This is a genomic window from Saccharothrix variisporea, assembly GCF_003634995.1.
GTDB lineage: Bacteria > Actinomycetota > Actinomycetes > Mycobacteriales > Pseudonocardiaceae > Actinosynnema > Actinosynnema variisporeum.
In genome coordinates this window covers 7,940,251-7,952,732 of sequence record NZ_RBXR01000001.1, presented here as the reverse complement: position 1 = coordinate 7,952,732, position 12,482 = coordinate 7,940,251, and the positions used below count along the sequence as shown (strand labels likewise).

13 protein-coding genes are annotated in these 12,482 nt (G+C 72.9%); 3 read left to right on the top strand and 10 right to left on the bottom strand.

Annotation, left to right across the window (positions count from 1 at the left end):
- Nucleotides 1–218 precede the first annotated feature (218 nt).
- Nucleotides 219–2,318, bottom strand: coding sequence for a UvrD-helicase domain-containing protein (locus DFJ66_RS36435; protein WP_211351430.1), 2,100 nt, complete (start codon nucleotides 2,316–2,318; stop codon nucleotides 219–221).
- A 98-nt stretch (nucleotides 2,319–2,416) separates the two neighbouring features.
- Between DFJ66_RS36435 and DFJ66_RS36430 the strand changes: the two genes are divergently transcribed.
- Complete coding sequence (locus DFJ66_RS36430) at nucleotides 2,417–3,250, top strand: SDR family NAD(P)-dependent oxidoreductase (RefSeq protein WP_121228252.1); 834 nt, start codon at nucleotides 2,417–2,419, stop codon at nucleotides 3,248–3,250.
- A 32-nt stretch (nucleotides 3,251–3,282) separates the two neighbouring features.
- Here the strand turns inward: DFJ66_RS36430 and DFJ66_RS36425 are convergent, their stop codons facing one another.
- The 4 genes from DFJ66_RS36425 to DFJ66_RS36410 form a co-directional block, all read right to left on the bottom strand.
- Nucleotides 3,283–4,089 carry an ABC transporter ATP-binding protein gene (locus DFJ66_RS36425; RefSeq protein ID WP_121228250.1) on the bottom strand — a complete coding sequence of 269 codons (807 nt, stop codon included), beginning with the start codon at nucleotides 4,087–4,089 and terminating at the stop codon, nucleotides 3,283–3,285.
- A gap of 84 nt (nucleotides 4,090–4,173) precedes the next feature.
- Nucleotides 4,174–5,493 carry a lysine N(6)-hydroxylase/L-ornithine N(5)-oxygenase family protein gene (locus tag DFJ66_RS36420; RefSeq protein ID WP_121228248.1) on the bottom strand — a complete coding sequence of 440 codons (1,320 nt, stop codon included), beginning with the start codon at nucleotides 5,491–5,493 and terminating at the stop codon, nucleotides 4,174–4,176.
- Between the two features lie 220 nt (nucleotides 5,494–5,713).
- Nucleotides 5,714–6,700 carry a LacI family DNA-binding transcriptional regulator gene (locus tag DFJ66_RS36415; protein WP_121228246.1) on the bottom strand — a complete coding sequence of 329 codons (987 nt, stop codon included), beginning with the start codon at nucleotides 6,698–6,700 and terminating at the stop codon, nucleotides 5,714–5,716.
- Nucleotides 6,701–6,883: 183 nt separating this feature from the next.
- The gene (locus tag DFJ66_RS36410; RefSeq protein ID WP_121228244.1) at nucleotides 6,884–7,120 is read right to left on the bottom strand and encodes a hypothetical protein; all 237 of its coding nucleotides are present in this window, start codon (nucleotides 7,118–7,120) and stop codon (nucleotides 6,884–6,886) included.
- 83 nt (nucleotides 7,121–7,203) lie between these two features.
- Between DFJ66_RS36410 and DFJ66_RS36405 the strand changes: the two genes are divergently transcribed.
- Entirely contained in the window at nucleotides 7,204–7,743 is a 540-nt protein-coding gene (locus DFJ66_RS36405) for an MOSC domain-containing protein (protein WP_121228241.1), read from the top strand.
- Nucleotides 7,744–7,789: 46 nt separating this feature from the next.
- Nucleotides 7,790–8,494: an SDR family NAD(P)-dependent oxidoreductase gene (locus DFJ66_RS36400; protein ID WP_121228234.1), complete on the top strand. Its 705-nt coding sequence runs from the start codon at nucleotides 7,790–7,792 to the stop codon at nucleotides 8,492–8,494.
- 71 nt (nucleotides 8,495–8,565) lie between these two features.
- On the opposite strand, the gene pcaC is transcribed toward DFJ66_RS36400, so the two are convergent.
- Genes pcaC through pcaH form a run of 5 tightly spaced genes read right to left on the bottom strand, consistent with a single transcriptional unit; the run spans nucleotide 8,566 to nucleotide 12,294 of the window.
- Nucleotides 8,566–8,952: a 4-carboxymuconolactone decarboxylase gene (gene pcaC, locus DFJ66_RS36395; protein ID WP_121228232.1), complete on the bottom strand. Its 387-nt coding sequence runs from the start codon at nucleotides 8,950–8,952 to the stop codon at nucleotides 8,566–8,568.
- Complete coding sequence (gene pcaD, locus DFJ66_RS36390; RefSeq protein WP_121228229.1) at nucleotides 8,949–9,707, bottom strand: 3-oxoadipate enol-lactonase; 759 nt, start codon at nucleotides 9,705–9,707, stop codon at nucleotides 8,949–8,951. Before pcaD ends, pcaC begins: the two co-directional genes overlap by 4 nt.
- Nucleotides 9,704–11,044 (bottom strand): 3-carboxy-cis,cis-muconate cycloisomerase, encoded by a 1,341-nt coding sequence (pcaB, locus tag DFJ66_RS36385; RefSeq protein ID WP_121228227.1) that lies wholly within the window; start codon nucleotides 11,042–11,044, stop codon nucleotides 9,704–9,706. Before pcaB ends, pcaD begins: the two co-directional genes overlap by 4 nt.
- Nucleotides 11,019–11,579 carry a protocatechuate 3,4-dioxygenase subunit alpha gene (gene pcaG, locus DFJ66_RS36380; protein ID WP_121228225.1) on the bottom strand — a complete coding sequence of 187 codons (561 nt, stop codon included), beginning with the start codon at nucleotides 11,577–11,579 and terminating at the stop codon, nucleotides 11,019–11,021. The genes pcaB and pcaG overlap by 26 nt, the downstream gene beginning before the upstream one ends.
- Nucleotides 11,572–12,294 carry a protocatechuate 3,4-dioxygenase subunit beta gene (gene pcaH, locus DFJ66_RS36375; RefSeq protein ID WP_121228223.1) on the bottom strand — a complete coding sequence of 241 codons (723 nt, stop codon included), beginning with the start codon at nucleotides 12,292–12,294 and terminating at the stop codon, nucleotides 11,572–11,574. Before pcaH ends, pcaG begins: the two co-directional genes overlap by 8 nt.
- Between the last annotated feature and the right edge of the window lie 188 nt (nucleotides 12,295–12,482).

The window sequence follows — 12,482 nt, the reverse complement described above, 5'->3', positions numbered from 1 at the left end:
CTACCTCGACCCACCCGCGATCCCCGTCCCGCCCGCACTCCTCGTCTTACGGGACGCGCGAGTCGGCGTTTGGTCGCGGATTCGGTCATTCACACGATCGAGTGAGACCGGCCGCCGGACCGCCACACCGCCGCTGACCAGGCCAAACGGGGCGACGCGCCCACCCCTCGGGGCGCGCCGCCCGGCGATCGGCGTGCGTTGCCAACGAGCGGCGGGGGCTAGTGGAGAGCGGCCAGGGCGGCCAGGCGGGATGTTGTGGGGTCGGATCGGCGGACCACGACCAGTTCCCGGGTGGCGCGGGTGAGGGCCACGTAGCGTTCGGCCGGGGTCATGCGTTCCGGCTCGACCACCACCACCTCGTCGAACTCCAAGCCCTTGGCCGCGCGCGGGGTGAGGGGGCCGTCCGGGGAGATCACCGCGAACGTCCCCCGCTCCCCGCGCAGCCGTCCGACGACCGACAGGTCCGACACCACCACCTCCACCGGCGGCTTACCGCGGCGCACCGATCGCGGCGGCACGGCCGACGGGTCCACCTCCGTCAGGGCCGCGGCCACGGCGTACGACATGATCTCCGCCGGCGTCCGGTAATTGACCGTCAGCCGCCGGTACACCCACCGCTCCCGCACGTACCGCCCCAGCACCGACGACCACGACCGCACCCCCGCCTCGGCCTGCCGCTGCGCCAGGTCGCCGACGATGGTCATGGACCGGTTGGGGCACCGGCGCATCAACACCCGCCAGTCCATCTCGGACAGCTCCTGCGCCTCGTCCACCACGACGTGCCCGTAGGTCCACTCGCGGTCGGCGGTGGCGCGTTCGGCCACGGTCCGGTGGTCGGCGGCGGCGTGCCGGTCGGCCAACCACTCGGAGTCGAGCAGGTCGGTCACGTGCAGTTCGTCGTCCGCGTCGTCGTACCCCTCCCGGTCGAGCACCTCCAGCACACCCCGCGCGTACTCGACCTCCGCCGCCCGCTCCCGCTCGGCGGCCCGCACGGCCTCGTCGGTGGTGCCGAGCAGCTCGGCGGCCTCGTCCAGCAGCGGCACGTCGGACACCGTCCACGCCCGCCCGTCCTCCCGGTACAGCTCGGGGTAGCCCAGCGCCAGGCACCGCCCCTCGTACAGGTCGGCCAGCAGCGTCGCCGGGGTGAGCACCGGCCACAACACGTCCACCAGGGCCCGCAGGTCGGCGTTGTGCAGCAGCTCCCGCCGCACGTCCGCCGCCAGCTCCGGCCAGTCGTGCCCGATCAACGCCAACGCGGGCGCGACCAGCACGTCCACCAGGGCGTGGAAGAACACCCCGCGCGCCTCGTTGTGCCGGAACCCGCTGCCCCGCGCCTGGTCCCGCGCGACGGCCACCAGGTCGGCGTCGACGAGCACGGTCACGTCCTCCAGCTCCACCGGCACCGGTTCGACGGGCAGCTCCTGCCGGTCCGCGATGGCCTCGCGCAGCACGTCCACCGCGGCCAGACCGCCCTTGAGCCCCTGCACCTCCGGCGGGTCCTCGCGCGAGGTGCGCACCCCGGGGAACAGCTCCCCCGGCGTCGCGAACACCACGTCGGTCTCCCCGAGCGACGGCAGCACGTCGCCGATGTACCGCAGGAACCCGGGGTTCGGGCCGACGACCAGCACTCCCTGCCGCGACAGCCGTTCCCGCTGCGTGTAGAGGAGGTAGGCCACGCGGTGCAGCGCGACCGCCGTCTTGCCCGTGCCCGGACCGCCCTCGATCACCAGCACGCCCCGGTGGTCGAGCCGGATCACCTCGTCCTGCTCGGCCTGGATGGTCGCGACGATGTCCCTCATGGTCTCGGTGCGCGGCGCTTCCAACGCTTCCACCAGCGCCGTCTGGTCCAGGTGCAGCTCGTCGTCGTGGAATCCCTCCAACGCCCTCCCGCGGGTGCGGAAATGCCGCCGCCGGGTCAGTCCCTCGGGATTGGCCCCGGTGGCGGTGTAGAAGGGTCGGGCGGCCGGTGCGCGCCAGTCGGTGAGCAGCGGCGCGTAATCGTCGTCGGGGTCGAACAAGCCGATCCGGCCGATGTAGGCGCACGTGCCGCCGTCGTGGTCGATGCGCCCGAAGCACAACCCCTCGTCCGCCACCCGCAACCGGCTGACCTGCTCGGACAGCGTCCGCACGGCCACCTCCCGGTGCCAGCGCTGCTCGTGCGGGTCGAGCAGGGCCACGTCCAACCGCGCCTTGGCCGCGGCCCGCTCCCGGTCGAGCCGCTCGTACAGGAAAGAAATCCGCCGTCGTTCCGCCGACAACTCCGACAATTCCCCTGTCGTCACGCTTGCCCCCTGTGATACAATAGATCTGTATCCCATTCCGGCCTCATTCCCGTATTTGAGGCGAACGTCTTTTGTACCACGGTTCCCGCCATTTCCGGCGTTACCCGATCGGGTGATGCGGCACACTGCGGGTCATGGGATTCCTCGACGGCAAGGCGGTCGTGATCACCGGCGCGGGCAGCGGGCTCGGCGAGGCCTACGCGCGGCACGCCGCGCGTGAGGGCGCATCGGTGGTGGTCAACGACCTGGCCGGTGCGGAGCGCGTGGTCGCCGACATCCGCGCCGAGGGCGGCACGGCCATCGCGCACACCGGCGACGTCACCAAGACCGCGGACGAGCTGATCACGTTGTGCCGCACCGAGTTCGGCGCGGTCGACGGCCTGGTGAACAACGCGGGCACCACCCACTTCGCCGCACCCTGGGACGACGACCCGGAGACCGTCCGCCGGGTCGTCGAGGTCAACGTCCTGGGCACGATGTTCTGCGGCATCGCGGCGGCGAAGGTCATGCGCGGCGGCTCGATCGTCAACGTCGCGTCGGGCGCGATGCTGGGCCGTGCCGACGCCGCCGCCTACTCCGCGTCCAAGGGCGCGGTCGCCGCGCTGACCGCCTCCTGGGCGGGCGGCATGGCCGAGCGGGGCGTGCGCGTCAACGCGGTGTGCCCGCTGGCGTGGACCGGCATGATGGAACGCGACCCGCGCAGGAACACCTTCGGCTCACCGGACACCACCACCGCCGCGCGCATGGCCCCCTTGGTCACCTACCTGCTGGCGGACGCGTCCCAGCACATCACCGGCCAGTTGATCCGCTTCCTGCCCGACAAGCTGCACGTCATCGCCCAGTACGCGGTCAAGCAGCCGGTGCTGGTCCGCGACACGTGGGACACCGACGCGATCGCCGCCGCCTTCCACCCGGACACCGGCGACCTGCGCTCCGAACCCCCCGGCCGAGACCGCTGGCGCGTCTGACCCCGCCGAGCGCCGACCCGGACGTCAAGACCTCAGGACGCGACGGCGACCCGCTGCCGGCGCAGGGGCACGACCATCGGCGTCCCGGTCTCCGGGTCCTCGATCACCCGGCACGGCAGCCCGAACACGTCCTCCACCAGGTCGGCGGTCACGATCGACGTCGGGTCGCCCTGCGCCACCACGCCCTCGCCCGGCTTCATGGCGATCAGGTGCGTGGCGTACCGGCACGCCTGGTTCAGGTCGTGCAGCACGGCGACCAGCGTGTGGCCGCCGTCCTCGTGCAGGTCGGCGCACAGGTCCAGCACCTCGATCTGGTGCGCGATGTCCAGGAACGTCGTCGGCTCGTCCAGCAGCAGGATCGGCGTCTGCTGCGCGAGCACCATCGCGAGCCACACCCGTTGCCGCTGCCCGCCGGACAGCTCGTCGACCTGCCGGTCGGCCAGGTCGTGCACGCCGGTCAGCCGCATCGCCTCGCCGGTGACCACCTCGTCCTGCGGCGACCACTGCCGCAGCAGCCCCTGGTGCGGGTACCGGCCGCGCGCGACCAGCTCCCGCACCGTGATCCCGCCCGGCGCGATGGACGACTGCGGCAGCAGCCCGAGCCGGCGCGCGACCTCCTTGGAGCGGTAGGACGCGATCGCCGCGCCGTCCAGGTAGACGGTGCCCGCGCGCGGCTTCAGCATCCGGGCCAGTCCCTTGAGCAGCGTGGACTTCCCGCACGCGTTGGGACCGACGATGACCGTGAACGACCCGTCCGGGATCTCCACGTCCAGCCCGGTGGCCACGAGCCGTTCGTCGTAGGCCAGCGTCAGGCCCTCGCCGCGCAACCGAGCCGTCATCCGCACGCTCCCTGGTCCGACCTTTTAGGCGAGCCTAACCGAAGAGATCCCGGCCGAGCCACGACCCATCGGTCCACAATGGACTCAACGGCCGGTCGCCGCGTACGCGGGCTGCGACGGCACCGCGGCCTCCCGGCGGGCCAGCACGGACGACAGGATCTCGGCCACCCGCACCGAGGTGTTGGACAGCAGCGACGACGAGATCCCGTGCGTGTGCTCGGTCCCGCCCTGCAGGTACAGCCCGCCCGACACGTCGTCATCGGTGCAGACCCGGTAGTCGCGGCCGACCCGCAGCCGGCCCTCCGCGTCCCGCCGGCACCGCCCGGCCAGCTCCCCCAACAGGTCCATCGGGTCCGCCTCGCGGTACCCGGTCGCGCACACGACCGCGTCCGCCTCCAGCACCTCCCGCTCGCCGCTGGACAGCGACTCGACGGTCACCCGCACGCCGTCCGCCGACTCGACCAGTTCCGCCACCCGCGACAGGTTCAGCACCCGCAACCGCCGCACGCCCAGCACCTTCTCCCGGTACACCCGCCGGTACAGGTCGGCGATCAGGTCGTTGTCCACCACGGCGTAGTTGGTGTTGGCGTGGTAGCCCATCAGCTTGCGCTTCACGTCCTCCGGCGCCGCGTAGTAGTCGTCCACCGCGCCCGGGTCGAAGATCCGGTTGGCGAACGAACTGTCGTCGGCCGGGCTGTACCCGTACCGCGCGAACACCGCGCACACCTCCGCGCCGCGGAACCGCTCGTGCAGGTACGCCGTCACCTCGGCCCCGCTCTGCCCCGCGCCGACCACGACCAGCCGCCGCGGGTCGGTCAACGCCTCGACCCGGTGCAGGAAGTCCCGGTTGTGCCACACCCGCTCGGAGGGCTCGACCCCGTCGGGCAGGCTCGCCCGCAACCCGGTCGCCAGCACCAGGTTGCGCGCCCGCCGCACCTCGACCTCGCCCGACGACGTGCGCGAACCGACGTCGAAGTGCGTCACCACGCCGTCCTCCACGACCGGCCGCACCGACACCACGTCGTGGTCGTAGGACACCAGGTCGTCCACCTGCCCGGCGGCCCACTCGAAGTAGTCGTGGAACTCCACGCGCAGCGGGAACAGGTTCTTGTGGTTGACGAAGTCGACCAGCCGGCCCTGGCCGTGCAGGTAGTTGAGGAAGCTGAACGGGCTGGTCGGGTTCCGCAGCGTCACCAGGTCCTTGAGGAACGACACCTGCATGGTCGCGTCGTCGAGCAGCATCCCGCGGTGCCAGCCGAAGCGGGGCTGGCGCTCCAGGAAGTGTGCGGTCACCACGTCTTCGGGGCGCGCGGCGGCGTTGTACTCGGTGACGGCGATCGCGAGCGCCAGGTTCGAGGGCCCGAAGCCGACGCCGAGGACGTCGAAGACAGGTGGCTGTGGCATGGCTGTCCCATCGGTGCGACAACAGGAGATCGAACTTTGGTTACCCTAACCTAAGTCCGCGCACGGTGGGAGTGATCCGGACCTCTCCGGAGATTAGGCTAGCCTCACCTTCAGCATCGGTGAAAGGGCGCTTCGGGGGACCCCGCACACCCGGTCGGCCCAACGGCGGCCCGGACGGTCCGATGTGGACGACAGGCGGACCGGCGCGAAAGCGCCTGCGTCAGGCGGACCGGCGCGGCACCAGGGTCGTCGGGAGCACGGCCGGTTCCAGGGCCGGGGCGGCGCCGTCGAGGCGGGACAGCAGCATCCGGGCCGCCGTGCCGCCCATCTCGCGCATCGGCTGCCGGACCGTGGTCAACTCGGTGTGCGCGGCGACCGGTATGTCGTCGAACCCCACGACCGCCACGTCCTCCGGCACCGACCGCCCCGCCGCCCGCAGCGCCCGGATCACGCCCAGCGCCGACAGGTCGTTGTGCGCGAACACCGCGTCGAACGGCAGTCCCGCGCCCAGCAGCTTCTCCGCCGCCACCGCGCCCCGGTCGGTGCTGAAGTCGCCCTCGACCACCAACCTGGGGTCGACGTGCAGGTCCTGCTCGGCCAGCGCGTCGAGGAACCCGTCCAGCCGTTCCTTCACGCACCCGAACGTCGACGGCCCGGTCACCACCGCGAACCGCCGCCGCCCGGCCGCCACCAGGTGCCGCGCCGCGTCCCGCGCGCCCTCGCGGTTGGTCGTGGCCACCGACGGGAACCCCGGCCGGCTGCCCCGGTCGTCGATCATCACGACCGGCAGCCCCTGGGTGTGCAGCGTCTCGATGTAGCTCAAGGTGTCCGGCGGCTCGATGACCAGCAGCCCGTCGAACGCCTTCGCCGACACGTGGCTCGCGAACTGCGCCAGCGACTCCGCGCCCCGGTTGACCGTGTAGAGCAGCAGCCCGTACCCCTCGGCCTCGACCTCGTCGACCGCGCCCTGCACGACCTCGCTGGTCCACGGCCAGGTCAGCGAGGGCACGAGCATCCCGACGGTGCGGGCGCGGCCCCTGGCCAGGCCGACGGCCCGCGCGCTGGGCACGTAACCGACGTCCGCGATGACCTGCCGCACCCGCGCCGCCGTCGCCGCGTCCACGTCCGGTTTGCCGTTGAGCACGCGGGACACGGTCGCCTTGCTCACCTGGGCGCGTTGGGCGACTTCGGCGATCGTGACTCGCACTGGGCACTCCCCGGTAGGACCACGGCGTTGTGGAACCGGTACCGAAACCGGTTACGAGCGCGCAGTCAACCGCCTGGGACACGTCACCGTCAAGACTGGTTCACACCCCTGGCGCAGCGGCCGTCCGGGGGAAGGGAGCGTCGGCGCGTTCGGGTCCGGCAGGGCCCGCCGGCCGCGTCCCGGTCAGGAGAGCAGTGCCCGGCCGGCCGGGGTGATCTCCGCAGGCACCCACGGACCGTCACCGCCGCGGTCGGCCGGACGGACCAGTCCGGCGTGGGCCAACTGGCGGGCGATCACCTGGTCGCTGCAGAGCAGACCGTCGACCCGCAGGTCGGGTTCCTGACTGTGCGTCACTTCGGCTCGGCCGGCCGCGACGGCCCGCAGGACCGCGCGGGCTCGGTGGTTCAGTTCGTCGTCCATGATCTTTCACCGTCGTTCCACAGGGCTTGCACCGGCTTTATCGCCGCGACCCCGCGAAGTCTTACCGGTTAGGGTCACCGATCATGGGGCAGATCACAGCAGTCAGCCGTAGCGGTGAGTACACGTTCACCAAACCGAACGAGGACGTCATCCGGCTCGTCGCCGGCCTCGGCGTCGAGGGTGACGTCCACGCGGGCGAGCTGGTCAAGCACCGCTCCCGCGTCCGCCGTGACCCCACGCAACCGAACCTGCGCCAGGTCCACCTCATGCACGCCGAACTCCACGACGAGCTCACCGCGCTCGGCTTCCCCGTCACGGCGGGCGCGCTGGGCGAGAACGTCACCACCCGCGGCGTCGACCTGCTCGGCCTGCCCACCGGCACCCGCCTGCACCTGGGCGCGGAGGCGGTCGTCGAGGTCACCGGCCTGCGCAACCCGTGCCCGCAGATCGACGGCTTCTCGGACGGCCTGCTCAAGCACGTGGTCGGCCGCGACGCCGAGGGCAACGTGGTGCGCAGGGCGGGCATCATGTCGATCGTCCTGGTCGGCGGCGAAGTCCGCCCCGGCGACCCGATCCGCGTGGAGCTCCCCGCCGCCCCGCACACCCCGCTCCAGCCGGTCTGAACGCGAACGCCGCCGACAGGGAGGTCCCCGGAATACTGTCGCGACCATGGACCTCAGCGGAACCACCGTCCTGGTCACCGGGGCGAGCGGCGGCATCGGGGCGGGCGCCGTGCGGCGGTTCGCCGCGGCCGGTGCGACGGTCGTCGGGCACGCCCACCGGGCCGAAGGGGACTTCCTGCGCGCCGACCTGACCGACGAGAGCGCGTGCCACGACCTGGTCGCCGAAGCCGTCCGCCGCACGGGTGGGCTCGACGCCGTGGTCAACTGCGCGGGCGTCCAACCCGACCAGGACCTCGACGGCATGACGGTCGCCGACTGGCGCGCGGTCGTGGACACCAACGTGGTCAGCGCCTTCGCCGTCACCCAGGCGGCGGCGCGGGTGATGCGCGGGACCGGCGGCTCGATCACGCACATCGCGTCCATCCAGGGCACCCAGCCCGCCGCCGGGCACGCGCACTACTGCGCCTCGAAGGCCGCGGTGATCATGCACGCCCGGTCCGCGGCGCTGGAGTACGGCCGGTTCGGCATCCGGGTCAACACCGTGTCGCCGGGACTGGTCGACCGCCCGGGTCTCGCCGACGCCTGGCCGGAGGGCGTGGCGCGCTGGCAGGCCGCCGCACCCCTCGGCCGGCTCGGCACGCCCGAGGACGTCGGCGACGCGTGCGTGTTCCTGGCCTCGCCGTTCGCCCGCTGGATCACCGGGCACGACCTGGTGGTCGACGGAGGGGTCGGCGCGCGGCCGACCTGGTGACATGAGTTGTGTCGGACGATCGCGATGTTCTCGGCCGACTTCCGCAGCGATCGTCCACCACGACTCGTACGTCACTCCGCCAGGATCGGCTGGGCGATGGCGAACGCGCGGTTGGCGGCGGGGACCCCGGCGTAGACGGCGACCTGGAGCAGGACCTCGCCGATCTCCTCGCGGGTCAGGCCGTTGCGGAGGGCGGCTCGGACGTGCATGGCGAGCTCGGCGTCGTGGCCGAGGGTCGCGAGGACCGCGAGCGTGACGCACGACCGGGTGGGCCGGTCGAGGCCGGGCCGCGTCCAGATCTCACCCCAGGCGTAGCGGGTGATGAAGTCCTGGAAGTCGGCGGTGAAGCCGTCCGTGCGCGCGACCGCCCGGTCCACGTGCTCGTCCCCGAGCACCTCCCGCCGCACCCGCATGCCCTCGACCCGCCGCGCCGAGTCGTCCCCGCCGGCCGCGGTCATCGGGCGGCCAGGTGGTCGAGCAGGATGCCGGTCACCGCGTCCGGGGCCTCGACGTTGGCCAGGTGGGCGGCCTCGACCGTGTGCAGGACCGCGCCCGGGATCGAGTCCGCGATGAGGCGTTGGTGGTCCGGTGGGGTGGCGAGGTCGTGCTCGCCGGAGACGACGACCGTCGGGGCCTCGATCGCCGGCAGGACCGAGCGGAGGTCCAAGGCGGCCAGGGCGTCGCAGCAGGAGGCGTAGGCCTCGTCGTCCACAGTGGACAGACCGGCCTCGTACGCCCGGACCACCTCCGGGTGCCGGGTGGCGTAGGTCGGGGTGAACCAGCGGGTCACGACGGTCGGGGCGATCGAGGCCGTGCCGGTCGCGCGGACCGTCGCCGCGCGGTCGTGCCAGGGCTGGGCGGACGGGTAGGCGGCGCTGGTGCAGCACAGGACCAGGCGGTCCACGCGTTCCGGGGCATGGCCCGCCAGCCACATCCCCACCATCGCGCCCAGGGAGACGCCGGCGTAGGACACGCGCGCCAGGCCCAGGGCGTCCAGGAGTTCCAGGACGTCGTCGGCCAGGTCGTCCACGCGGTACGGGCCGGGCAGCGACGGGGTGCCGCCGTGGCCGCGGTGGTCGTAGCGCAGGACGCGGAAGTGCGGGAGCAGCGCCGGGAGCTGGGCGTCCCACAGGGTCGTGGTGGTGCCCAGGGCGTTGCCGAGGACCAGGACCGGCGCGTCCGGTGGGCCGGTCAGTTCGTGGTGCGGCCTCATCGGCCCTGCCTCCCGCGGTGGGCGGCCAGCGCCCGGTCGACGAACTCGCCGGCACTGCCGATGTAGCCGGCCGGGTCCAGTGCTTCGGCGATCTCCTGGACGGACAGGTCGATGCGCAGGTCCGCCTCCAGCGCCTCGCGCAGCGAGCGGCCCGACAGCACCGCCGCGCGGCACACCTCGGCGACCAGGTCCTGGGCCTCGGCGCGGCCGATGCGGGCGGCCAGGCGGACGGCCACGTTCTCCGCCATCAGCAGGCCTCCGGTCAGCTCCAGGTTGTGCCGCATGCGGTCCGGGTCGACGCGCAGGCGGGACAGCAGTTCGCGCACGCCGCGCACCGCGCCGCCGACCAGTCTGAGCAGCTCGGTGACGGTCTGCCACTCGCTGTGCCACGCGCCCACCGCGCGCTCGTGCTCCTGCGCCATCGCCCCCAGCACCGTCGAGACCAGCGCGGGGACGCGGCGGGTGCAGGCGTTGACCAGGACCGCGCGGACCGGATTGTGCTTGTGCGGCATGGCCGACGACGTGCCGCCCTCGGCCTCGGCGACCTCCGCGACCTCGGTCTGGGCGAGCAGCACGACGTCCTGCGCGATCTTGGCCAGCACGCCGGACACGACGCCGAGCCCGCCCGCCAGCTCGGCGACCCGGGTGCGGTTGGTGTGCCACGGGATCAGCGGCGCGGCCAGGCCCAGTTCGGCGGCGAGCTGGTCGATCAGGGTCGGGTCGTTGACCGCGGCCAGGGTGCCCGCCGCGCCGCCGAACTGGACCGCCAGGCGCTCCTGCCGGACGCGGGTCAGGTCGTCCACGGCCTCGTCCACCGCGACCAGCCACCCCGCGCACTTGAGGCCGAACGTGGTGGGCAGCGCGTGCTGGGCGAGGGTGCGGCCGGCGACGAGGGTGTCGCGGTGGCGTTGGGCCAGGCGCTCGCACTCCTTGGCCACCCCGCGCAGGCCGTCCAGGACCGGTCCCAGGGCGCGGAACGCCACCAGGGACAGCGCGGTGTCCAGGACGTCCTGGCTGGTGGCGCCGTTGTGCACGGCGGCCCGGCCCTCGGCCGTGACGTGCGCGCCGATCGCCCGCACGAGCGGGACGACCGGGGTGCCGGAGGTCAACGCGCCCGCGCCCAGCTCGGCCGGGTCGTAGTGACCGACGTCGATCGCCGTCACGACCATCCGCGCCGCCGCCTCGGACACGATCCCCGCGCGGGCCTGCACGATCGCCAGCGCGCGTTCGAAGTCGAGCATCGCCCGCAGCCACGCGGCATCGCTGATCTCGGCCTCGACGGCCGGGTCGGTGAACAGCGGGCCGAACAGGTCAGACGTCGAAGAAGACGGTTTCATGCTCCCCTTGCAGCCGGATGTCGAAGTGGTAGCCGTACGGGGTGGCGGCGGCGATCAGGGTCGCCCGCGCGGCCGGGTCCAGGGCGGTCAGGACCGGGTCGTGGGCGTTGGCCGGCTCGTCCGGGAAGTAGATCCGGGTGACCAGGCGCACCAGCACGCCCCGGCAGAACAGCGACACGTCGAGGTGGGGCGCCTCCCATCCCCCGTCGCCGGTCGGCAGCGGGCCGGGCTTCACGGTCAGCACACCGTAGCGGCCGTCGGCGTCGGTCGCGCACCGGCCGAAGCCCCGGAAATCCTTCCACCGCACCGCGCCGCGCGGGTCGTCGGGGTGGTCGAAGCGACCGTCCGGGTCGGCCTGCCAGGTCTCGACCACGGCGTCGGGCACGGGGTCGCCGCGGCCGTCCAGCACCTGGCCCTCGATGCGGAACGCGCCGGGCGTGCCTTCGGGGACGACGAACGGGCCGTCCTCCCAGGGCAGGCCGACGCCGAAGAACGGGCCGACGGTCTGGGAGGGGGTGGTGATCAGCTCAGTCATCGTCGTCCTCCGCTTCCAGCGGGGTGGGGGTCTTGCCGCGCAGCACGATGTCCCACTGGTAGCCCAGCGCCCACTCGGGGACGGTGGTGTCCAGGTCGAAGCGGGCGACCATGGCTTCCCGCGCCTTCGGGTCGCGCACCGAGTTGTAGATCGGGTCCTGGAAGAACAGGGGGTCTCCCGGGAAGTACATCTGGGTGATCAGGCGCTGCGTGAACGCGGTGCCGAACAGCGAGAAGTGGATGTGCGCGGGCCGCCAGGCGTTGTCGTGGTTGCGCCACGGGTACGCCCCGGGGTGGATGGTGGTGAAGCTGTACCGGCCCTCGGCGTCGGTCAGGGTGCGGCCCACGCCGGTGAAGTTCGGGTCCAGCGGGGCGGGGTGGCGGTCGCCGTCGTGGCGGTAGCGGCCGGCGGCGTTCGCCTGCCACACCTCCAGCAGCGTGCCCGGGACCGGGCGGCCGTCGCCGTCGAGGACCCGGCCGGACACGATGACCCGCTGGCCCTGCGGCTCGCCGGCGTGGCCCGCGGTGAGGTCGTTGTCGTGCGGACCGACCCGGCCCTCGCCCAGCAGGGGTCCGGTGATCTCGCCCAGGCGGTGCGGCAGGAGCACCAGCGGCCGGTGCGGGGCGCGCAGGGCGTTGGACCGGTAGTCGGGCCAGCGCACCGGCGGCTGGGACTCCGGGTCCCGCCGGTACTGCGGCGTGGTGTGCGAGGGCACCGCGGGGCCTCCGTCCGTCGAGGGTTCCAAGATCGAACGTAGGTTTCGCGGTCGGCGGCGGTCAACGGAGGCTTCCACTCACCGGAAGACCAACCCCTGAGTCGTGAACCGCGCGCGACCCCTACGTTCTGAACCGCACCCGCCCGGCGACCGAACAGTCAGGTGTCCGCACACGCTCGCCGAGGAAA